The 21,512-nt window shown below is 72.6% G+C and carries 19 protein-coding genes and 1 riboswitch; of the genes, 11 read left to right on the top strand and 8 right to left on the bottom strand.

Annotation, left to right across the window (positions count from 1 at the left end; genetic code table 11):
* Window positions 1-5 precede the first annotated feature (5 nt).
* The 4 genes from QCZ28_RS32765 to QCZ28_RS32750 all read left to right on the top strand — a co-directional run bounded on the left by QCZ28_RS32765 (window position 6) and on the right by QCZ28_RS32750 (window position 3,750).
* Window positions 6-995, top strand: a complete 990-nt coding sequence (locus tag QCZ28_RS32765; protein ID WP_279520246.1) for an alpha/beta hydrolase — start codon at window positions 6-8, stop codon at window positions 993-995.
* Window positions 988-2,097 carry an alpha-hydroxy acid oxidase gene (locus tag QCZ28_RS32760; protein WP_279520245.1) on the top strand — a complete coding sequence of 370 codons (1,110 nt, stop codon included), beginning with the start codon at window positions 988-990 and terminating at the stop codon, window positions 2,095-2,097. The genes QCZ28_RS32765 and QCZ28_RS32760 overlap by 8 nt, the downstream gene beginning before the upstream one ends.
* Entirely contained in the window at window positions 2,094-3,422 is a 1,329-nt protein-coding gene (locus tag QCZ28_RS32755; protein ID WP_279520244.1) for a PLP-dependent aminotransferase family protein, read from the top strand. The genes QCZ28_RS32760 and QCZ28_RS32755 overlap by 4 nt, the downstream gene beginning before the upstream one ends.
* A 67-nt stretch (window positions 3,423-3,489) precedes the next feature.
* Window positions 3,490-3,750, top strand: coding sequence for a hypothetical protein (locus tag QCZ28_RS32750; protein ID WP_279520258.1), 261 nt, complete (start codon window positions 3,490-3,492; stop codon window positions 3,748-3,750).
* Between the two features lie 115 nt (window positions 3,751-3,865).
* Here QCZ28_RS32750 and QCZ28_RS32745 read toward each other — a convergent pair whose 3' ends face one another.
* From QCZ28_RS32745 to QCZ28_RS32735, 3 genes are all read right to left on the bottom strand, one after another.
* Window positions 3,866-5,302: a glycine hydroxymethyltransferase gene (locus QCZ28_RS32745; protein WP_210865972.1), complete on the bottom strand. Its 1,437-nt coding sequence runs from the start codon at window positions 5,300-5,302 to the stop codon at window positions 3,866-3,868.
* An 18-nt stretch (window positions 5,303-5,320) separates the two neighbouring features.
* A riboswitch (ZMP/ZTP riboswitch) is annotated at window positions 5,321-5,410 on the bottom strand.
* 154 nt (window positions 5,411-5,564) lie between these two features.
* Window positions 5,565-6,434 carry an NAD(P)H-hydrate dehydratase gene (locus QCZ28_RS32740; protein WP_279520243.1) on the bottom strand — a complete coding sequence of 290 codons (870 nt, stop codon included), beginning with the start codon at window positions 6,432-6,434 and terminating at the stop codon, window positions 5,565-5,567.
* Window positions 6,418-7,149 carry a histidine phosphatase family protein gene (locus tag QCZ28_RS32735; RefSeq protein ID WP_279520242.1) on the bottom strand — a complete coding sequence of 244 codons (732 nt, stop codon included), beginning with the start codon at window positions 7,147-7,149 and terminating at the stop codon, window positions 6,418-6,420. Before QCZ28_RS32735 ends, QCZ28_RS32740 begins: the two co-directional genes overlap by 17 nt.
* Window positions 7,150-7,258: 109 nt before the next feature.
* Here QCZ28_RS32735 and QCZ28_RS32730 point away from each other — a divergent pair, with 109 nt between their 5' ends.
* Window positions 7,259-8,230: a DNA primase small subunit domain-containing protein gene (locus QCZ28_RS32730; RefSeq protein WP_030337903.1), complete on the top strand. Its 972-nt coding sequence runs from the start codon at window positions 7,259-7,261 to the stop codon at window positions 8,228-8,230.
* Between the two features lie 10 nt (window positions 8,231-8,240).
* On the opposite strand, the gene QCZ28_RS32725 is transcribed toward QCZ28_RS32730, so the two are convergent.
* Window positions 8,241-8,747, bottom strand: coding sequence for an Lrp/AsnC family transcriptional regulator (locus tag QCZ28_RS32725; protein ID WP_030337902.1), 507 nt, complete (start codon window positions 8,745-8,747; stop codon window positions 8,241-8,243).
* Between the two features lie 72 nt (window positions 8,748-8,819).
* Here QCZ28_RS32725 and pdhA point away from each other — a divergent pair, with 72 nt between their 5' ends.
* The 4 genes from pdhA (at window position 8,820) to QCZ28_RS32705 (ending at window position 14,162) form a co-directional block, all read left to right on the top strand.
* On the top strand, window positions 8,820-10,019 hold the full coding sequence (gene pdhA / locus QCZ28_RS32720; RefSeq protein ID WP_279520257.1) for a pyruvate dehydrogenase (acetyl-transferring) E1 component subunit alpha: 1,200 nt from the start codon (window positions 8,820-8,822) through the stop codon (window positions 10,017-10,019).
* Window positions 10,016-11,020 carry a transketolase C-terminal domain-containing protein gene (locus QCZ28_RS32715; protein ID WP_279520256.1) on the top strand — a complete coding sequence of 335 codons (1,005 nt, stop codon included), beginning with the start codon at window positions 10,016-10,018 and terminating at the stop codon, window positions 11,018-11,020. The genes pdhA and QCZ28_RS32715 overlap by 4 nt, the downstream gene beginning before the upstream one ends.
* Complete coding sequence (locus tag QCZ28_RS32710) at window positions 11,005-12,348, top strand: dihydrolipoamide acetyltransferase family protein (RefSeq protein ID WP_279520255.1); 1,344 nt, start codon at window positions 11,005-11,007, stop codon at window positions 12,346-12,348. Before QCZ28_RS32715 ends, QCZ28_RS32710 begins: the two co-directional genes overlap by 16 nt.
* 134 nt (window positions 12,349-12,482) lie before the next feature.
* Window positions 12,483-14,162, top strand: coding sequence for a right-handed parallel beta-helix repeat-containing protein (locus tag QCZ28_RS32705; RefSeq protein ID WP_279520254.1), 1,680 nt, complete (start codon window positions 12,483-12,485; stop codon window positions 14,160-14,162).
* Window positions 14,163-14,219: 57 nt separating this feature from the next.
* Here the strand turns inward: QCZ28_RS32705 and QCZ28_RS32700 are convergent, their stop codons facing one another.
* Both QCZ28_RS32700 and QCZ28_RS32695 read right to left on the bottom strand, forming a co-directional pair.
* Window positions 14,220-16,319 carry a PQQ-dependent sugar dehydrogenase gene (locus QCZ28_RS32700; RefSeq protein ID WP_279520241.1) on the bottom strand — a complete coding sequence of 700 codons (2,100 nt, stop codon included), beginning with the start codon at window positions 16,317-16,319 and terminating at the stop codon, window positions 14,220-14,222.
* Between the two features lie 23 nt (window positions 16,320-16,342).
* Entirely contained in the window at window positions 16,343-17,296 is a 954-nt protein-coding gene (locus tag QCZ28_RS32695) for a sugar phosphate isomerase/epimerase (protein WP_279520240.1), read from the bottom strand.
* 640 nt (window positions 17,297-17,936) lie between these two features.
* Here QCZ28_RS32695 and QCZ28_RS32690 point away from each other — a divergent pair.
* A complete protein-coding gene (locus QCZ28_RS32690; RefSeq protein ID WP_279520239.1) occupies window positions 17,937-19,205 on the top strand; it encodes an Ig-like domain-containing protein in 1,269 nt (422 codons plus the stop codon).
* Window positions 19,206-19,265: 60 nt separating this feature from the next.
* On the opposite strand, the gene QCZ28_RS32685 is transcribed toward QCZ28_RS32690, so the two are convergent.
* Window positions 19,266-20,282, bottom strand: coding sequence for an SMP-30/gluconolactonase/LRE family protein (locus tag QCZ28_RS32685; RefSeq protein WP_279520238.1), 1,017 nt, complete (start codon window positions 20,280-20,282; stop codon window positions 19,266-19,268).
* A 182-nt stretch (window positions 20,283-20,464) separates the two neighbouring features.
* Between QCZ28_RS32685 and QCZ28_RS32680 the strand changes: the two genes are divergently transcribed.
* A complete protein-coding gene (locus QCZ28_RS32680; RefSeq protein ID WP_279520237.1) occupies window positions 20,465-20,851 on the top strand; it encodes an STAS domain-containing protein in 387 nt (128 codons plus the stop codon).
* Between the two features lie 86 nt (window positions 20,852-20,937).
* On the opposite strand, the gene QCZ28_RS32675 is transcribed toward QCZ28_RS32680, so the two are convergent.
* The gene (locus QCZ28_RS32675) at window positions 20,938-21,330 is read right to left on the bottom strand and encodes an FKBP-type peptidyl-prolyl cis-trans isomerase (protein ID WP_279520236.1); all 393 of its coding nucleotides are present in this window, start codon (window positions 21,328-21,330) and stop codon (window positions 20,938-20,940) included.
* Window positions 21,331-21,512: the final 182 nt, after the last annotated feature.

The raw sequence follows: 21,512 nt of genomic DNA, 5'->3' as shown, positions 1-21,512 counted from the left end.
GCGACATGACGCTGCATCCGGAGGTGGCGGCGTACCGGGCGGCCCGTGCCGCGGCCGGCACCCCGCCGCTGTACACGCAGACCCTCGCCGAGGCGCGCGCCGCGGACCTGGCCGCGATCCGCGCCGGCGGCGGCCCGGTCGAGCCGGTGACCGAGGTACGCGACGAGCGCATCCCCGGTCCCGCCGGGGAACTGCCGCTGCGGGTGTACCGGCCGAGCGGGCAGGGTCCGCTGCCCACGGTGCTGTACTTCTTCGGCGGTGGCTGGACGCTCGGCAGCATCGACACCGCCGACGGCATCTGCCGGCGCCTGGCCAACGCCGTGCCCTGTCAGGTGATCACCGTCGGCTACCGCCTCGCCCCGGAGCACCCCTTTCCGGCGGCGGTGCAGGACTGCCACGCCGCCACCTCGTGGATCGCCCGGCATGCCGACCGGCTGGGTGTGGACCCGACCCGGCTGGCGGTGGGTGGGGACAGCGCCGGCGGGAACCTGGCCGCCGCGGTCACCCTGCTCAGCCGGACGGACGGGCTGCCGCTCGCCGCGCAACTGCTGATCTACCCGAACACCGACCAGAGCGGCGACCCGGCCGGCGACGACGACCCGGCGCTGTTCAACAGCCATTCGGTCGCCTGGTACCGGCGGCACTACCTCTCCGACCCGGAGCACGCCCGGGATCCGCTGGCCTCGCCACTGCTCGCCGACGACCTGTCCGGGTTGCCACCGGCGTTGGTGATCACCGCCGAACTGGACCCGCTGCGCGCCGAGGGGCAGCGGTACGCCGAGCGGCTGCGCGACGCCGGTGTGCCCACCCGGCTGGCGCACTACCCGGGCATGATCCACGGGTTCTTCGCCATGCCGGGAACCTTCACCGACGGGCGGCGGGCGCAGGAGAACGCGTCAGCCTTTCTCCGGGAACGCTTCGGGTTGCCGGCCGGACCCGAAGCCGCCCGGGTGGACGAGCCGGCCGCGACGGGCCCGGCGGTGGCCGGTGGGTGAGCCGGTGCTGACCGACCTGCCGGCCGTCTCGCTCGCCGACTACGCCGAGCGGGCCCGGGCCGTGCTGGCACCGGAGGTGTGGGACTACCTGGCCGGCGGCAGCGCCTCCGAGGTGACGCTCGCCGCGAACCGGCACGCGCTGGACCGGGTCGCGGTGCTGCCCCGGGTGCTGCGCGGCGTGGACACCGTCGACCTCGGCACCGGCCTGCTCGGCCGTCGGTACGCCATGCCGGTCGGGGTGGCGCCGATGGCGTACCAGCGGCTGGTGCACCCGGACGGGGAGCTGGGGCTCGCGGCGGCGGCCGGCGCGGCCGGGATCCCGTACCTGGCGAGCACGCTGGGCAGCACACCCATCGAACAGGTCACCGGGGTGGGCGCGGACGTCTGGTTCCAGCTCTACTGGCTGCGCGAGCGGGCTCTCGTCCGCGACCTGCTGGACCGGGTCGTCGCGGCCGGGTGCCGGGCGCTGGTGGTCACCGTGGACGTCCCGGTGCTCGGCCGACGTCCCCGGGACCTGCGCAACGCGTTCCGGCTGCCGACCGAGGTGGTCGCCGCGAACCTCCCCGAGGGTCGGGACGCGCTGGCGCACTCCGGCGCCCCCGGGGTGTCCGCGATCGCCGCGCACACCGCCGCGTCGTTCGCGCCGGCGTTGCGGTGGGCGGACCTGGCGTGGCTGCGCGGGCAGATCGACCTGCCGCTGGTGGTCAAGGGTCTGCTGGACCCGCGCGACGCGACGGAGGCGGTCCGGGTCGGCGCGGACGCGGTGGTCGTCTCCAACCACGGCGGGCGGCAACTGGACGGCGCACCGGCGAGCGTCACCATGCTGCCGGAGGTCGTCGACGCGGTCGGGGACAGCTGCCAGGTGCTGCTGGACAGCGGCATCCGCAGCGGCACCGACGTGCTGCGGGCGCTGGCCCTGGGTGCGTCCGGGGTGCTGGTCGGCCGCCCGCTGCTCTGGGCGCTGGCCGTCGGCGGCGAACCGGCGGCCCGGGACGCGTTGGCGTTGCTCGCCGCCGAGCTGACCGACGCGCTCACCCTGGCCGGCTGCGCCGATCCGGCGGCGGCCGGCGCGCTGCGTACCCTCCGGGTGGGTGAGGGGTGACCGCCACCGAACCTGTCGACCTGGCCGTCGCCGACCTGCACCCCGCGCTGGGCGATCCGGCGTTGACGTCGATGAACTTCCTCAACGAGGTGTCCGAGCGGTACCCGGCGGCGGTGTCCCTCGCAGCCGGCCGGCCGTACGAGGAGTTCTTCGACCTCGCGGCGGTGCACCGGCACCTGGACACCTTCCACCGGCACCTCGTCGACGACCTGGGGCACCGACCCGAGCAGGCCCGTCGCCTGCTGCTGCAGTACGGCCGGACCAAGGGCATCGTGCACCACCTGATCGCCCGTAACCTCGCCGTCGACGAGGGGATCACCGTCGACGGCGAGGACATCGTGGTGACCGTCGGCTGCCAGGAGGCCATGTTCCTGGTGCTGCGGGCGTTGCGGGCCGGGCCGACGGACGTGCTGCTGGCGGTCGCACCGACCTACGTCGGGCTGACCGGGGCGGCCCGGCTGGTGGACCTGCCGGTCTGGCCGGTGACCGGTGGGTCCTCCGGGATCGACCTGGCCGACCTGTCCGCCCAGGTGCGTCGGGCCCGGGCGGCAGGGCTGCGGCCGCGCGCCTGTTACCTGATGCCGGACTTTGCCAACCCGTCCGGGGTCAGCATCGACACCGCCCACCGGCGGCGGTTGCTGGACCTGGCCGGGCAGGAAGAGCTGCTGCTGCTGGAGGACAACCCGTACGGCCTGTTCCCCGTCGACGACGGGCCGCGCCCGCCCACCCTCAAGGCGTTGGACACCGGGCGGCGGGTCGTCTACCTCGGCTCGTTCGCCAAGACCGTGCTCCCCGGGGCGCGGGTCGGGTACGTGGTCGCCGACCAGCGGGTGGCCGGGCCGGACGGGCGGGTCGGCCCGTTCGCCGACCAACTCGCCATGATCAAGAGCATGGTCACTGTGAACACGTCGCCGATCGCGCAGGCGGTGATCGGTGGCCGGCTGCTGGAACACGGTTGCAGTCTGGTGGCCGCGAACACCCGGGAGCGGGCCGCGTACACCCGGAACCTGCGCCACCTGGTGGCCGGCCTGGCCCGGCGGTTCCCGCCCGGGGCGGACGGCACGGCGGCGGTGCGGTGGACGGTGCCGGCCGGCGGGTTCTTCGTGGTGGTGACAGTGCCGTTCCCGGTCGACGACGCGTTGCTGGACCGCTCGGCACGCGACCACGGGGTGCTGTGGACGCCGATGGCGCACTTCTACGACGACTCCGCGCCGGTCCACGCGTTGCGGTTGTCGGTCAGCGCGGTCACACCGGAGCAGATCGACGTCGGGTTGGACCGGCTCGCGGCGCTGATCACCGAAGAGCTGACCCGGCGGGCGGGTTGACGCACCGCGTTCACCGGATGGCAATGCGCGACGACCCGTGTGCCGCCGTCCTGGTTGGACGGACATAATAAGGCCCATGGTTGCCTGGGAGTACGCCCTGCTCGTCCGTCGCTATCAGGGACAGGGCCGCAATTTTCACGTCTCGTTCGTCTGGTACGCGCCGGACGGCTCACGCAAGGACATCACCGCGTACGGCGACACGGCCATCGCGCACCTCAACCGCGCCGGCCGGGAGGGGTGGGAGCTGGTCTCCGCCGCCGAGGACGTCAACAACGTCCAGGGCAGCACCGAAGTCCACCGCTACCACCTGAAGCGCCCCATCGCCTGAGGACCCACCCCCACCCCCTTGTCCGGGTCGATCATGGGGTTGTGGTGGTGGACAAAAGCCATTGCCCGTCCTGAATCGGGCACCACAACCCCATGATCGACACGAGTCGGTCGGGTCAGGCCAGGTCGATGCCCGGGTAGAGCGGGTGCGTGGCCAGCAGGTCGGTGGCCTGACGGGCGACCTTGTCGGCCAGGCCCGGGTCCAGGGTGTACTTCGCCTTCGACGGGGTGCCGTCGGCGTTGGCGCCGGCGGTGGTCTGGGTCAGCACGGTGTGGATCAACTCGGCGGTCTGGTCCATCTCGGCGGTGCCGAGGCCCCGGGTGGTCAGCGCCGGGGTGCCGATCCGGATGCCGGACGTGTACCAGGCCCCGTTCGGGTCCTGCGGGACCGAGTTGCGGTTGGTGACGATGCCCGAGTCGAGCAGGGCCTGCTCGGCCTGCCGGCCGGTGAGCCCGTAACCGGACACGTCGATCAGCACCAGGTGGTTGTCGGTGCCACCTGTGACCAGCTTCGCGCCCCGGCGCAGCAGCCCCTCGGCGAGCGCCTGCGCGTTGTCCACGATCCGCTGGGCGTAGTCGGCGAAGTCGGGCCGGCGGGCCTCGGCGAGCGCGACCGCCTTGGCGGCCATCACGTGCGGGAGCGGGCCACCGAGCACCATCGGGCAGCCCCGGTCCACCTGGTCGGCGAGCTCCGGCTGGCAGAGCACCATGCCGCCGCGCGGGCCACGCAACGACTTGTGCGTGGTGGTCGTGACGATGTGCGCGTGCGGCACCGGGTCGAAGTCGCCGGTGAAGACCTTGCCGGCCACCAGGCCGGCGAAGTGCGCCATGTCGACCATGAAGGTGGCGCCGACCGAGTCGGCGATCTCGCGCAGGATCCGGAAGTTCACCTTCCGGGGATACGCCGAGTAGCCGCCCACCAGGATCAACGGCTTGAACTCGCGGGCGGCCTCGGCCACCCGGTCGTAGTCGATCAGGCCGGTCGCCGGGTCGGTGCCGTAGCTGCGCTGGTCGAACATCTTGCCGGAGATGTTCGGCCGGAAGCCGTGGGTGAGGTGGCCACCGGCGTCCAGCGACATGCCGAGCATCCGCTGGTTGCCCAGCTCGCGGCGCAGCGCGAACCAGTCGGCCTCGGTGAGGTCGTTGACCTGGCGGACCTGGGCCTTCTTCAGGGCGGGGGACTCCACCCGGTCGGCCAGCACCGCCCAGAAGGCGACCAGGTTGGCGTCGATGCCCGAGTGCGGCTGCACGTACGCGTGCGCGGCGCCGAACAGCTCCCGGGCGTGCTCGGCGGCGAGCGCCTCGACGGTGTCGACGTTCTGGCAGCCGGCGTAGAAGCGGCGGCCGACGGTGCCCTCGGCGTACTTGTCGCTGAACCAGTTGCCCATCGCCAGCAGGGTCGCCGGGGAGGCGTAGTTCTCGCTGGCGATCAGCTTGAGTGACTCCCGCTGGTCGGTCAGCTCGGCGCCGATGGCGTCGGCGACCCGCGGCTCGACAGCCCGGATCACCTCAAGGGCGCTGCGGAATGCGGTGGACTCGGCGTTGCGGGACATGCGACCTCCTACAGACGTGCGGAAGGCCCAGGCGCTCGGCAGACGTCCTCATGACGGGGCCGCTCCCCGATGGTTATCCATCCCCACGCGCCAGTAACGGCCCGCGACGATCGTACCGGGCCGGGCCCGGCCGTTTGGGCCGCCCTCCAGCGGAGCTCCGCCGAGGCTCGACGAAGCGCCCGGCTCGTCCTCCTCGACGTGGTGGGTGACGTTCTCGATCAGCACCACCGCCACGCCGAGCGCGGAAACAGGTGAAACCGCCTCAGACCATCGCCAGGGTGCGGGGGATCTCGTCGAGCAGCTCCCGGGCCAGAAAGCCGATCCGGCCGTAGCGGGGGATCAGCCGCTGGCCGCTCACCGAGTGCGCGAACGAACCCCAGCAGGCCGCCTGCGCCGGATCGGCACCCCGGGACAGCAGCCCCGCCAGCAACCCGGCGAGCACGTCCCCGCTGCCGGAGGTGCCCAGGCCGGCGTCGCCGCTCTCCTCCCGCCAACCCCGCCCGTCCGGGGCGGCCACGTGCCCGTACAGCGACACGACCGCCTCGTACCGGGCGGCCACCTCGGCCGCCTCGGCGTCCAGGTCGTCGCCCGGGTCCCGCCCGAGCAGATGCCCCGCCTCGGTGACGTTGGGGGTGAGCACCACCGGTCGACCGGAGCCGACCAGCAGGTCCGGTGTGTGGCTGAGCGCGCCGAGGGCGTACGCGTCGAGCACCAGCGACGTGTCCGGGCGGGCCGCCTCCAGGACCAGGTCCAGCAGGCGGTTGGTCTCTTCGATCGCCTTGAGGCCCGGGCCGAGCGTCACCACATCGGCCTGCGCGACCAGGTCGCCGAGCTGCCCGTCCCGGTCGGCGGCCACCGCGCCGTCGGTGGTCTCCGGCAGCCCGACCACCAGCGCCTCGGGCACCTGGATGCTCAGCGCGGCGGCGCTGGACTCGGCGGCGGCCAGCTGGAGCACCCCGGCGCCGGCGCGCAACGCGGCCACCCCGGCGAGCAGCACCGCGCCCGGCGTGAAGCGGGAACCCCCGACCACCAGTACGGTGCCCCGGCTCTCCTTCCCACCGACCGGCACCGGCAGCGCCCAGTCCCGCAGCAACGCCGGGGTGATCACCTTCACCTCAGACCGGCTCGGCATGGATCTCGTCCTCCCTGGTCGGCTGGGCGCCCTGTCGGTGCAGGTGGCCGACCTCGTTGAAGCCGTCAAGCCTCAGCCGGTGCTCCGCGTCGGCGGACCAGTCGGTGATGGAGCAGTTGGCGATCACGTGCTGGCGGGTCAGCGCCATCAGGTCCGTCTCGGTCAGCCCCTCCACCAGGTAGCGCAGCAGAAAGACCAGCGCGTCGTGGCCGAAGAGCAGAACACGCTGGCCCTCGTGGTCTCGGCGCAGGTCGCCGAGGAGGGTGCGCAGCCGCAGCGCCACGTCCGTCCAGGACTCTCCGCCCGGCGGGCGGTAGTAGAACTTGCCGAGTCGTTCCCGGCGCGCGGCCTCGTCCGGGTAGCGCCGCCGCACCCCGTGGCCGGTCAGCCCGTCGAGGATGCCCAGCTCCCGGTCGCGCAGCCGTTCGTCCCGGCTCACCGGGATGTCGGTGCCGTGCAGTGCCAACTCGGCGGTGGAGACCGCCCGCAGGTACGGCGAGACCACCGCGACGTCCGGCCGACGGTCCGGGGGAAGCCCGGCCAGCCAACGTCCGGTGGCCCGGGCCTGTTCCTCCCCGGTGGGGGAGAGCGGCACGTCGGCGTCGCGGTGCCTGAGGCCGATCAGCTCCTCACCGGTCGCCTCGGCGTGTGTCGCCGCCACGTTCGCAGTGCTCTCACCGTGCCGGATGATCCAGAGCGTCGCCAGTTCCGCCATGCGGCCCCCCTACCCGGGCGCCGCCGACGGTAACCGTGTCCGGTGATCCGCTGTGCCGATGTCCGGTCGGTGGGCGTCCCGGCGGGGGCGCAGGTCGTACCCTCGGCAGATGGCCACGGCGGCGGAGGAGATCCAGGTTGGCGAGCGGCTGGTCCGCGTCTCCAGCCCCGACAAGCCCTACTTTCCGGAGCGTGGGCTGACCAAGCTGGACGTGGTCCGCTACTTCCTGGCGGTGGGTGACGGCATCCTGCGCGCGCTGCGGGATCGGCCGACCATGCTCGAACGTTGGCCCCGTGGGGTCTTCGAGGGCGCGACGATCGCCACCCGGCAGACCAACCGGGGTGACGCGTTCTACCAGAAGCGGCTGCCGGCGGGAGCGCCCGAGTGGGTGCGGACCGCGCACATCACCTTCCCCAGTGGCCGTACCGCCGACGAGGTGGCGCCGAGCGAGCTGGCGGTGGTCATCTGGGCGGCCAACCTGGGCACCCTGCGGTTCCACCCGTGGCCGGTCACCGCCGCCGATGTGGAACGCCCCGACCAGCTGCGCATCGACCTGGACCCGATGCCCGGCGTCGGCTTCGAGCAGGTGGTGCCGGTGGCGCACGAGGTGCGGGCGTTCCTCGCCGAGCTGGGCATGACCGGTTACCCGAAGACGACCGGCGGCCGGGGCCTGCACGTCTACCTGTCGATCGAGCCGCGGTGGAGCTTCGGCGACTGCCGTCGGGCGGTGCTCGCGTTGGGTCGGGAGATGCAGCGCCGGCTGCCGGACCTGGTCACCACCACCTGGTGGCGCGAGCAGCGGGACCGGCCGGTCTTCGTCGACTACAACCAGATGGCCCGGGACCACACGGTGACCTCGGCGTACTCGATCCGGCCGACGCCGGCCGCGCTGGTCTCCGCCCCGCTGGACTGGTCGGAGCTGGACCGGGTCCGCCCGGAGGACTTCGACGTGCTCAGCATGCCGGCCCGGTTCGCCGAGCGCGGCGACCCGCACGCCGGCCTGGACGGTGACCGGCACTCGCTGGAGCCGTTGCTGGAGTTGGCCGACCGCGACGGGCTGGAGGCCCCGCCGGAGCGGTGAGCCCGGCCGCTCACGCCCAGGGGCTGCCGGCCCCGTCGAACTCCTCGAAGACCAGCCAGGTGCGGGTGGACAGCACCCCGGGAATGCTCTGCACCCGGCCCAGCACCACGTCGCGCAGCGCGGCGTTGTCCGGTGCGCGCACCAGCGCGAGCACGTCGTGGTCACCGCCGAGCAACGCCGCGTGCTCGATGTAGCGCACCCGGGCCAGCTCGGCCGACACCTCCCGCCAGGTGTTCTGCTCGATGGTCAGGGCGATGTACGCCGACGTGCCCAGCCCGGCCGCCTCGGGCGCCACCTGGGCCCGGAACCCGGTGATCACCCCGTCGCGCAGCAACCGCTCCACCCGCGCGTACGCGTTGGTGCGGGAGATGTGGATGCGTTCGGCAAGGGTGCGCACCGACGTTCTACCGTCGCGGACCAGCTCATCGAGGATCCGCCGGTCGACCTCGTCCAACGCTCGGGCCGATCGTCCCGATCCCGCGCCCCCGCTCGCTTCGTCGGCGGTCTCCTGGCTCACTGCTGGGCCCTCCGCATGCCAACCGTCCCGCCTTCTGTGTCGATCTTGAGTCAATCATCCACAAGCGGAAGCATAGGCTCACCACACGTCCCAGGAGGTTCCGCCGTGACGACCACTCCCCAGGCGGTCCGCAGGGCATCCCCGCGCGCCCGTCGAACGGTCACCCCGCCCGACCCGGCCCGCTCGTTGCTGCCGGACGCCGAGCCGGTCCGCCTGCTCGCCCAGGACGGCACGCCGCTGCCCGCCCGCGCCGACTACCCCGAACCAGCCGCCGAGGTGCTGCGCGAGCTGTACCGCCGGATGGTGCTCGGCCGCCGCTTCGACACCCAGGCGACCGCCCTGACCAAGCAGGGCCGACTCGCCGTCTACCCGTCCTCGCGAGGCCAGGAGGCGTGCCAGGTCGGCGCGGTCCTCGCGGTCCGCGACACCGACTGGGTCTTCCCCACGTACCGCGAGTCGATGGCGCTGGTTGCCCGGGGCATCGACCCGGTCGAGGTGCTCACCCTGCTGCGCGGCGACTGGCACTGCGGCTACGACCCGACGGAGGTACGCACCGCACCGCAGTGCACCCCGCTCGCCACCCAGTGCGTGCACGCCGCCGGGCTGGCCCACGGCGAGGCGTACCAGGGTCGCGACACCGTGGCGCTGGCCTTCATCGGCGACGGCGCCACCAGCGAGGGCGACTTCCACGAGGGGGTCAACTTCGCCGCCGTGTTCAAGGCGCCGGTGGTCTACTTCGTGCAGAACAACAAGTACGCGATCAGCGTCCCGCTGTCCCGGCAGACCGCCGCGCCGTCGCTGGCCTACAAGGGCGTCGGCTACGGCGTACCCAGCGAGCAGGTCGACGGCAACGACCCGGTAGCGGTGCTCGCCGTGCTCACCCGCGCGGTCGCCCACGCCCGGGCCGGCAAGGGGCCGTTCCTGGTCGAGGCGCACACCTACCGGATGGAGCCGCACACCAACGCCGACGACGCCAGCCGCTACCGCGACGGCGCCGAGGTCGACGCCTGGCGGGACCGGGACCCGGTCGCCCGGCTGGAGACCTACCTGCGCGCCCGCGGCGTGCTCGACGACGCGGCGGTCGCCGAGATCGCCGAGCAGGCCGAGGCGTACGCGGCGGACCTGCGGACCCGGATGAACGCGCAGCCCGCTGTCGACCCGCTGAGCCTCTTCGACCACGTCTACGCCGAACCCACCCCGCAGCTGATCGAACAGCGTGAGCAGGTCCGCGCCGAACTGGCCGCCGCTCACGCCGAGGAGGGTGACGCCTGATGGCCACCACCATGGCGAAGGCGCTCAACACCGCGCTCGCCGACGCGCTCGCCGCCGACGACCGGGTCGTCGTCTTCGGCGAGGACGTCGGCGCGCTCGGCGGCGTCTTCCGGATCACCGACGGCCTGCAGGCCCGCTTCGGCGACAAGCGCTGCTTCGACACCCCCCTCGCCGAGGCCGGCATCGTCGGCTTCGCCGTCGGCCTGGCCATGTCCGGCCTGCGCCCGGTGGTCGAGATGCAGTTCGACGCGTTCGCGTACCCGGCGTTCGAGCAGATCGCCTCGCACGTGGCGAAGCTGCGCAACCGCACCCGGGGCGCGCTGAGCGTGCCCATCGTCATCCGGGTTCCGTACGCGGGCGGGATCGGCGGGGTCGAGCACCACTGCGACTCGTCCGAGGCGTACTACGCGCACACCCCCGGGCTGAAGGTGGTCACCCCGGCCACCGTCGACGACGCGTACTCGCTGCTGCGCGAGGCGATCGACGACCCCGACCCGGTGGTCTTCATGGAGCCCAAGAAGCTCTACTTCGCCAGCGCCGACGCGTCTCTCCCGGCCCGCACCGAGCCGTTCGGCCGGGCCGTCGTGCGTCGCCCCGGTCGTGACGCCACGCTGGTGGCGTACGGGCCGGCGGTGCCGGTCGCGCTGGAGGCCGCCGAGGCCGCCCGGGAGGAGGGGTGGGACCTGGAGGTCGTCGACGTGCGCACGATCGTGCCGTTCGACGACGCCACCATCGCCGCCTCGGTCCGGCGGACCGGCCGGTGTGTGGTGATCCAGGAGGCGCCCGGCTTCGCGGGCGTCGGCGCGGAGATCGCCGCCCGGGTGCAGGAGCGCTGCTTCCACGCGCTGCACGCCCCGGTGCTGCGGGTCGCCGGGCTGGACATCCCGTACCCGGCGCCGATGCTGGAGCACACCCACCTGCCCGGCGTGGACCGGGTGCTCGACGCGGTGGCCCGCCTGCAGTGGGACGACCAGGCGGACGCGCGTTGGGCGGCGGCATGACCACCGTCGAACGGACGCAGGTCTTCCTCCTGCCCGACCTGGGCGAAGGGCTGAGCGAGGCCGAGATCGTCGAGTGGCGGGTCGCCGTGGGCGACATCGTCACCGTCGACCAGAGCGTGGTCGAGGTGGAGACCGCCAAGGCCGTCGTCGACGTGCCCTGCCCGTACGCCGGCCGGGTGGTCACCCTGCACGGCGCGGCCGGTGAGGTACGCCCGGTCGGCCAGCCGCTGATCACCATCGCGCCGTTGGACGGGGGCGACGAGCCCGCCGGGCACGCCACCTACCGCGAGGAGGAGCGGGCCGGCTCCGGCAACGTGCTGATCGGGTACGGCACCGGCCACGGCACCACCACCCGCCGTCGGCGGCGGCCCCGCCTGACGGTCGCCCCCGAACCGGCCGACACCGCACCGACCGGCGCGGCTGCCGGCGACCCGGCACCATCGCCCGCCGCTCTGGTCATCTCGCCGATCGTGCGGCGGCTGGCCCGCGAGCACGGCGTCGACCTCGCCACCGTGCGGGGCACCGGGCCCGGCGGGGTGATCCGCCGCGCCGACGTGGAGGCCGCGCTGACCGCGCCCGCCGCCCGGCTCGCCGCCGTGCCCGACCCGCACGTCGCCCTCGCGTCGACCGGGGAGGGCGACGTGATCGTCCCGCTCACCGGCGTGCGCAAGGTGATCGCCGACAAGCTCTCCCGCAGCCGGCGGGAGATCCCCGAGGTGACCATCTGGGTCGACGTGGACGCCACCGCGCTGCTGGAGACCCGCGCGGCGATCAACGCGGCGACGCCCGACGCGCCGGTGAGCATCCTGGCCCTGCTGGCCCGGATCTGCCTCAGCGGGCTGCGCCGGTTCCCGCAGCTCAACGCCCGGGTGGACACCGAGGGGCAGCGGATCGTCCAGTCCGCCGGGGTGCACCTCGGCATCGCCGCGCAGACCGACCGGGGGCTGCTGGTGCCGGTGCTGCGCGACGCACAGCGGCTCACCACCGCCGAACTGGCCGCCGAACTGGCGGCGACCACCGCCGCCGCGCGCGCCGGCAGCCTGCCCCCGGCCCGGCTGACCGGTGGCACCTTCACGCTGAACAACTACGGGGTGTTCGGCGTCGACGGCTCCACGCCGATCATCAACCACCCCGAGGCGGCCCTGCTCGGGGTCGGGCGGATCGTGGACAAGCCGTGGGTGGTCGACGGGCAGCTCGCCGTCCGCAAGGTGACCCAGCTCAGCCTCACCTTCGATCACCGGGTCTGCGACGGCGGGGTGGCCGGTGGCTTCCTGCGGCACGTCGCCGACTGTGTGGAGCGCCCGGCGCTGCTGATCGCCGCCGTCTGACGCGTACCCCCGGCCCCGGTGTCGCCCGTGCGACGCCGGGGCCGGCGCACGTCCGGGGGTTTCCCGGCGGTGTCACAGGGAAGTCGGCCCCGCCGGAGCGCACCGAACGCGTCGAAGGGAGCCGGCCTGTGGCCGTGGCGAACGAGCTGCTACTGAACTCGGTCCGGGTGCGGCGGCCCGCCGCCGCCGGCGCGCCGCTCTACTGCGACGCCCGGGAGTACGGGCTGACCGGCGACGGCTCCACCAACGACCAGCCGGCGCTCGCCGCCCTGGTGGACCGGCTCGGCGCCGGGTACGCCTCCGACGGGCGGGCCCGGGTGATCTACTGCCCGCCGGGCATCTACTCGATCCGCGACGCCGGCACGGTGTGGCACAGCGGGGTGTCGCTGATCGGGGCCGGCCCGGCGGCGACCCGGTTCATGCTCAGCAACGAGGGCAACCGGGCCGACCCGACCCCGTTGGCCTTCTGGACCACGGTGCAGCACGGCGCCGACCGGGACCGGCACATCGCCGACTGCACCTTCGCCGACTTCCAGATCGACGGCTCCGGCGTCGCCATGGCCGAGTACAACTACCTGGCCAAGGGCCTCGGCCTGCAATACGTGGTGCGCGGCGTCTTCCGCAACCTCTACATCCACCACACCGCGGCCAGCGGCCTGGGCTGCGACTTCCTCCAGGACTCCCTGATCGACGGGGTGGTGGTGGTCGGCTGCGGCCGACTGGACAACGGCGAGCAGATGGGCGGCGCCGGCATCGGGATCGGCATCGGTGGCTGGGGACCGGTGGAGCGGTTGACCATCGCCAACTGCACCGCCCTGGCCAACGGCACCAACGGCATCTTCCTGGAGTTGCAGAAGGACTACTGGACGCCGCCGCGCGGCTACCGCATCATCGGCTGCCACAGTCAGGGCAACCGCTTCGGCATCTCCGACTGGGGCGCCGACGGCCTGATCGTCTCCGCCTGCACGATGACCGGAAACCTGGAGGCCGGCTTCGACGTGTCGTCGCAGGGCACCTCCACGGTGGCCGGACGGGGCGGGCTCGTCACCGACTGCGTCATCGACGGCAACCTGCGCGACGGGATCAGCATCGGCAACAGCCCCGGACCGTACACCGTCCGGGGCAACCGGATCAGCGGCAACGGCCAGCACGGCTACCACTGCCGCGACCTCAGGCGCGGTTACCAGGGCCCGGTCCGGGACGTGGTGATCGAGAGCAACGAGTTCTGGGGCAACGGCCTCGACGCGATCCGGGTCGACCACCAGATGACCGACGCGGTCCTGCTCAACAACCGGATCCGCAACAACGGGCGGCAGTACGGCCGGGCCGCCGGCGGTGCGGGCGAGGCCGTCCGCTACAGCGAACGGAGCCTGGTGGACCGCGCCGCCGACTGGCCGCACGACGGGCACCGCGGCAAGATCCTGCGGGTCGGCCGGTCGGTGGCCACGGTGGCCGCCAACACCGGCGACGAACTCACTCTGGCCCCGGTCCGCCCGGACGCGTTCAGCGCGTGGAGCGGGAACGTGCCGCCGCCGGGCTGCGCGTACGAACTCGACCCCGCACCCGGGCAGCGGGCCGGCATCACCATCAACGCGGCGTTCGACTCGGCCACCATCCGCGGAAACCGGATCTGGGACAACCACGACAACCAGACCCAGACGCACGGGTTGTGGATCACCGATCGGGGTAGTTGCGTGGACTGCCGGGTCGAGGACAACGACCTCGCCGGCAACGCCGAGGCGGGGATGCGGCTGGACACCCCGCCGGTGGGCGGACGCTGGCGCGACAACCACGTCGACAGCGACTGGAGCTGACCGACGGGCGGCGGCCGGATCGCTCCGACCGCCGCCGCTGTCACACTGTGGAACTGGTCAGCCGGCCAGGCCGGCCACCGGGGTCGGGTCCAGCACCACCGTCGCCGAGCCGGACTGCGGGGGTACGCCCGGGTCGGTCGGCGCGTCGGTGTACTCCGCGACGAACACGGCGGTCAGGTTGTCAGCGCCGCTGTGCCCGCCGTCCAGGAAGGTGGGGATGCTCCCACTGCAACCCGTCGAGGTGGAGAGCGGGTGCCCGTGCTCGTCGTGCCCGAGCACGTAGGTGACCTTCACCCGGGAGCAGTCCACCGGCAGGTCGTCGGTGACCTTTACCTCGTACGCGACCGTCTGCCCGAACTCGAACGGCTGACCGGCCACCGGGGCGACGAACTCGACGATCGGTGCGGTCGGCCCGACCACCAGCGGCAGGGATGCCGAGGCGGAACGGCCGGTGCGGTCGGTCACCTTCAACGTCGGGGTGTACGAGCCGTTCTCCGGGAACGTCCAGGTCGCGTTCGGTGAGGTGCTGTCCACCGAACCGTCCGCGTTGAAGTCCCACGCGTAGCTCAGCTTGTCGCCGTCCGGGTCGGTCGTGCCGGCGCTGGAGAACGCGACGGTCAGCGGGGCCTGGCCCACGGTCGGCGTGCCACTGATCTTCGGGATCGGGGTCCGGTTGCCCCGGACGAAGTCGATCCGGGACAGCTGCGCGTCCGGGTTCTCGGCGAAGTAGCCGTCGCCGTACTCGAGCACGTAGAGCGCGCCGTCCGGGCCGAACTCCATGTCCATCGGGTTGTCCACCACCAGCGACGGCACCACCGGGCGGATGTCCGTGACGTCGCCGTCGGAGTCGAGGCGGAACTCCTTGATGTAGTCGCGGGTCCACTCGTAGAACAGCGGAACCCCGTCGTAGTAGGCCGGCCAGCGGGTCCGTGAGGTGCTGGTCCCGTCGTAGTCGTACGCCGGGCCACCCATCGGGCCGATACCGCCGGTGCCCAGCTGCGGGAACTCACCCGAGGCGGTGGACGGGTACCAGACCTGCGGCTGCTCGACCGGCGGCAGCTGCCGCTTGCCGGTGTTGTGCGGTGACTCGTTGACCGGGCGCGCGCAGTTGAACTTCTTGCCGGACTGGCCGGTGGCGAAGTCGTAGTCGCGGTAGGCGATCGTCGGCGTCACGCAGTACGGCCAGCCGTAGTTCGCCGGCTTGTCGATCATCATCCATCGGCCGTGTCCGGCCGGCCCGCGCTCCGGGTTCGGGTTGGAGGCGTCAGGGGAGTAGTCGCCCAGGTACACGTTGTCGGTGCGCCTGTCGACGGCGAACCGGAACGCGTTGCGCAGCCCCATCGCGTAGATCTCCGGGCGGGTCTGCGCCGTGCCGGGCTTGAACAGGTTCCCGGCCGGGACCGTGTAACCACCGCCGGCCTTCGGCTTGATGCGCAGCAGCTTGCCGCGCAGGTCGTTGGTGTTGGCGGAGGTGCGCTGGGCGTCGTACGCCGGGTTACGGTCGGCCCGCTCGTCGATCGGGATGTAGCCGTCGGAGGCGAACGGGTTGGTGTCGTCACCGGTCGACAGGTACAGGTTGCCCTTGCTGTCGAAGTCGATCTGGCCCCCGACGTGGCAGCAGATGCCCCGGTCGGTCGGCACCTCGATGATCTGCTGCTCGCTGGCGAGGTTCAGCCGCATCCCGTCCAGCTTGAACCGGGACAACCGCAGCGCGCCCTTGAACCGCTGCCAGTCCGCTGCGGTGCCGGTCTCCGGCGCGTCCCCCTCGTTGACGTCCGGGGTCGCCGGGTCGTCCACCGGCGTGTCCATCGGCGGCGAGTAGTAGAGGTACACCCACTTGTTCCGGGCGAAGTTCGGGTCGATGGCGACCCCCTGCAACCCCTCCTCGTCGTGCTCGTACACCGGGATGTCGGCGGCGAGGGTGTTCAGCCCGGTGCGCGGGTCGTGGATGCGGACCTCACCGGTGCGGGAGGTGTGCAGCACCCGCAGGTCGGGCAGCACGGCGAGGCTGATCGGCTCGCCCGGGAAGTCGTTGAGTGTCACTTTCTGGAAGCTGCTGTCCGGCGGCGCGGCCGGCGCGGCGGCCGCTGCCGACGGCGGTACGGCCAGGCCGGCCGTCACCAGCAGCAGGGCGGACGCGAGTGCGGTCCTGTTCATTAGGTGTGTCCCCCGAGGTGTTTTCAGTACCGGAGTGAGGCGAGGTAGTCGAAGCCGACGCGGGCGGTGTCCAGGGCGTCGGCGGGGGAGCGCGGCGCGGTGCCCGCGTCGTCACGCTCCACGATGTACTCCTCGATGCCGGCTTCCCGCTCGTGGGCGAAGATCCGGCCGAAGTCGATGACGCCGTCACCGAGGTCGGCGAAGCCGGCCTCGACGTCGAGGTCCTTGACGTGCACCTGGCGGATCCGGCCGCGGTTGGCCCGGATCACGTCGACCGGGTCGTGGGCGCCCCGCCACGTCCAGTAGAGGTCGAGCTCGAAGTGGACGAGCCGGGGATCGGTCTGGGAGCTGAGGATGTCGAACCCGGTCGAGCCCCCGGTCAGCGGCACGAACTCGAGTTGGTGGTTGTGGTAGCCGAAGTCGAGCCCGGCGCGTTCGGCGAGTCGGCCGGCCTTGTTCAGGTCCCGGGCCAGGGCCCGGTAGACGGCGGGGTCCCGGATCGGCTGACCGGCCGCGTCCCGACCGAAGTACGGGTGGACGATCTTCTTGCAGCCCACCACGTTGGCGTCGGCGAGGGCCTGCTCCCAGGTGGCGGCGTCGAACGGCTGTGGGATGCCGACGTGCCCGGAGGTGGACCGCAGCCCGGCGTCGTCGAGCGCCGCCCGGAACTGTGCCGCGGTGCGACCGACGAAACCGGCGTGCTCCACCCGCCGGTAGCCGATCCGGCGCAGCGCGTCCAGGCTGCCGGGCAGGTCGATGGCGAGCTGGTCACGCAGGGTGTAGAGCTGAATGCTGATCCGGTCCACCGGCACCCGACGGCGGCCCTGGGCCTGCGCCCCGGATGCGCCGGGCGCGGCGGTGGCCGGGCCGGCGAGCAGACCGGCGGCGCCGACGGCAGCCGCGGAGACGGTCGCGGCACGCAGCACGCCACGGCGGCTGACCGGCTCGGATGCCGGTGTGTTGAGTTGTTGATCCATGGTGGTGGTCCCTTCCTGACGGCTGGTACGCCGTCGACGGAGGTCGACCTGACTGCCGTCTGCCGGGCGCGCCGAACCGGCCGCGGTGGGCTTCGGCGGGACGGTGAGGGACGGCTCGTGGGTGCGGCCCGGACCCATCGGGAGCGGATCGCGGCGACCCGGCACAGGTGGCGGCAAGATGATCGACGAATGGGCAACCCTCTATCTGGATCGTGACCTTACCCTTGCCTTCGGACGAAGGCAAAGCTTTGTCGCGTTCGGCAGAAGCTTCGCTCCAATTGACAAAAGTCCGCCCCCGAGGTGCGCCACCGGCTGTGACCTCGTGCCTCCCGCGCCCCGCACCCGCCGGCCGCGCCCGGTCCCGGCCTGGCCCTGCCGTGGGCGCGCCTCGCCCGGTCCGGCGCGCGTGAGCCCACCCTCCGGCGCCGACGCCCACCCCGCATCCGGACAGTCGACGTCGCGTCGCTCAAGCGGCGCGAAGCGCACGACACCGGTCGGTTGAACCCCTGTTCCGGCCAACTGGAGCATTGTCGGAAAATGCGTCGATAAATGCGCGGCCGATTATTTCCGAATGCCGCTAATGGCTCACTCGGGCAAGCGAGAATGTGACGGAGGGAAGTCGAAACGGGGGGACTGAAACATGACGTTCAGGCGGCGATTGACGCTGTTGGCCGTAACCATCGCAGCCGCACCACTCGTCCTGGGTGCGTGCACCGCCGAGCGGGAGTCGGCGACCGGCTCGGCCAAGAAGCACGCCGCCCCACCGGAACTCGCCGTGACACCGGGGGACAAGGCCCGGGACGTCCCGGTCAGCGCCGAGGTGGGCACCGTGGTCAAGGGCGGGCGGGTCACCGCCGTACGCCTCACCGACGACAAGGGCAAGCAGGTCAACGCCGAGCCGCGCGAGGACGGCTCCGGGTGGGTGCCGAGCGCGCCGCTGCAGCCGAAGCGGACCTACACCGCCGAGGTGACCGCGACCGGTGACTCCGGTGCCACCACCACCCGCACCACCACGTTCACGACCATGGCCAAATCGACCAAACCGCAGATCACCAGCACCCTCTATTTCAACGGTAATCGGACGTACGGCACCGCGATGCCGGTAACGGTGGCGTTCGACCCGGGAATTCCGAAAGAGGCCAGAGCGGATGTGCAGCGGCGGTTGTTCGTAAAGACCAATCCGCCGCAGCCGGGCACCTGGTCGTGGCTGGCCGACGGCACCCAGGTCTATTACCGGGCGCCCGATTTCTGGAAGCCGGGAACCACCATCAGCGTCCGGGCCGGTCTGGAGGGTCTGCCGATCGGCAAGGACAAGGTCGGTGACGCCGAGCGGACCGCGACCTCCAAGATCGGGCGACAGGTCTCGCTGGAGATCGACAATGCCACCAAGCAGATGACGGTGCTGCGCGACGGCAAGCAGATCCGCCGGATCCCGGTCAGCCTGGGCAAGCCGAGCACGCCGAGTTCCAGCGGCAAGATGGTGATCATGGAGAAGCACGAGCGGACCACCTTCGACACCCGGGGCGAGCCGAACGGCGGTTACGTGGTCGACGTCGACGACGCCCAGCGCTACACCTGGGGCGGCGAGTTCATCCACTCCGCCCCCTGGTCCGAGGGGGACCAGGGCAACACCAACGTGTCGCACGGTTGCGCGAACGTCTCCGCCGCGGCGGCCGACTGGTTGATGGGGGTCACGCAGGTCGGTGACCTGATCACCGTCAAGGGCACCGAGGTGGAGTTGCAGCCGGGCAACGGCTGGACCGCCTGGAACGTGAGCTGGGACGAGTTCGCCCGGGGCAGCGCACTGCCGGTGCCGCCGGGCCTCAAGCCCGCGCCGGTCGCCCCGGCGCACCCGGGCGCGGTGGCCGGCGGATCGCCCGCCCCGGCGCCCTCGGTCAGCGGCCGTTGAGTCACCGATCGGCAACACAGGGCCGGCCCGCCACCGGTGGCGGACCGGCCCTGTCGGCCATCACCCCAGGGGTACGCGGGCCACCCCGGACCCGGTCAGGCTGCCCAGCCAGAGCTGGTCGCCGTGCTGGCGTACCCCGGTGATCATCGAGTAGTGCCCGCTCGGACCGTGCAGCGTCCGGCGGACCGCGCCCGCGCCGTCGACCAGCGCGACCAGCCCGTAGCGGCGGGGCTGCGGTTGCAGAGCGTCGGGCAGCAGAGCAGCGATCTGCCGCAGCCGTGGATGCGGCAGCAGCCGCTCGGCGATCGGCACCCGGGGGCTGGGCAGCGCGATCCAGTACGTCCCGTCACCCACCGAGGCGAGATTGTCCGGGTACGCGGGCAGGTCGGCGAGGACCCGCACGCCGCCGCTCAGCTCGACGCGCAGCAGCCGGTGGGCGCTGGTCTCCACGACCATCAGCGCCGACTCGTCCGGTGTCAGCGCGATCCCGTTGGGGAAGTACAGCCCGTCGGTCACCACCTCGGTACGGCCGCTGCCCGGCTGGTGGGCCAGCACCCGACCGTTGGGGCGGTGCTCCAGCAGGTCCCGCTTCCAGTGCGAGACCGGGAACCGGTCGGAGCTGTCGGTGAAGTAGATGGTGCCGTCCCGGCCCACCGTCGCGTTGTTGGCCAGGTGAACCGGGGGTGCCGTTCCGGTCAGTTCGCGTACCGCGCCGTCCGGCGTGACCCGCAGCAACCCGCGGTACGCGTCACAGACCACCAGGGCCTCGCCGGATGGATCCAGCTCGATGCCGAGCGGTCGGCCACCGGTCTCGGCCAGCAGGTGGGGTCGAGTGCCGGCGCGCGCGTCGACCGGCCACCACCAGAGCCGACCGTCCTCGTCACCACTGATCACCCGCCCGCCGCCGTCGACCAGCACGTCCTCGGGGCCGACGGCCCCGGCGGGGAGGGGGAGCAACTCGGCCTGGTCGAGCCGGCGGTCGGTGGGGGCCCACGCACCGGCCAGCGCCGGAGGGCTGGTCGCCGGCTCGCGGACCGGACGGATCAGCCGGGGCGGCCGGGGCTGGGGGATCAGCATCGACCTATTCTCCACCCGCGTGCCGGCGGACCCGCGAACTCCGTGCCCTGGCGGCGCGCCGCCCGAGCCCCTGACTCCACCCCGAGAGGGAGGCGGTGCAGCTCGGGGTATGCCCCTGGGCGTACCCGGAATCACTGCGTCCAGGGACGAAAGTGTCGGTGGTGGCGGCTAGATTTCACTGCATGGAAGAGCACAGCGACCGGTTCGACGTGCAGGTCAGCGTGGGTGACGAGCGGGTCCTCATGCGGGTGGCCGGCGAGATCGACATCGCCACGGTGGCCGCGTTCCGGTCCGCGCTGTGGTCCGCGCCGGCCCGCCCGGTGCTTCAACTCGAGTTGTCGCAGCTGCGGTTGTTCTCGGCGGCTGGCGTCCGCACGCTGCTCGCCGCGCATCTGCGCGTCCGGGCCCGCGGTGGCGAGCTGGTGCTGGTCGACCCGAGCCCGGTGGTGGCGCGGGTGCTGCGGGTCAGCGGGCTGCACCGCGTGATGACGATCCTGGAGCCGGCCACGGTGATCGAGGCCGCGCGCCGCCCGGTGGTCGCGACCACCGACCTGCAACTGGCCGCCTGACCCCGCCCGACGAGGCGTGCTCCCACCCGCCGAGCCGAGGTCGGCGCGGGGCCGCCGGCGGGTGGGCCGGCGACCCCGACAGTGACTCAGCGCACGTCGAGCAGGTCGACGATGAAGATCAGCGTCTCACCCGGCTTGATCACGCCGGCCGCGCCGCGGTCGCCGTACCCCAGGTGCGGCGGGATGGTCAGCCGGCGGCGACCGCCGACCCGCATGCCGGCCACGCCCTGGTCCCAGCCGGCGATGACCTGACCGCCGCCGAGCGGGAAGTCGAACGCCTCGCCCCGGTTCCAGGACGAGTCGAACTCGCCGCCGGTGGAGTGCGACACGCCGACGTAGTGCACGCTGACCAGCTGGCCCGGCTCGGCCTGCGGGCCGTCGCCCACGGTGATGTCCTCGATCACGAGGTCGGCCGGCGGTGCACCCTCGATCGGACCAACCTCGGGCTTACCCGATCGGGCGCCTGCTGCCTGGTTCATGCGGGGATCTCCTGCCGTGTTGGGTGATGTGTCCGGTCACCGTCGATCCTGCCGGATCACCCCCCACCGATGTGCGGCGGACCCGCCACCTGCTCCGCAGCCCATCCGTCGATGGGGTCCCGCTGGTGCTGGCTGACACCACGGAGCGGCGGGGGGCACCCGGATCGGTGACGCCCCCCCCG

Origin of the sequence: Micromonospora sp. DH14, from assembly GCF_029809455.1 — a bacterium.
Taxonomy (GTDB): Bacteria; Actinomycetota; Actinomycetes; order Mycobacteriales; family Micromonosporaceae; genus Micromonospora; species Micromonospora parva.
The sequence above is the reverse complement of the archived record's forward strand: the minus strand, read 5'-3'. Positions and strand labels throughout refer to the sequence as shown.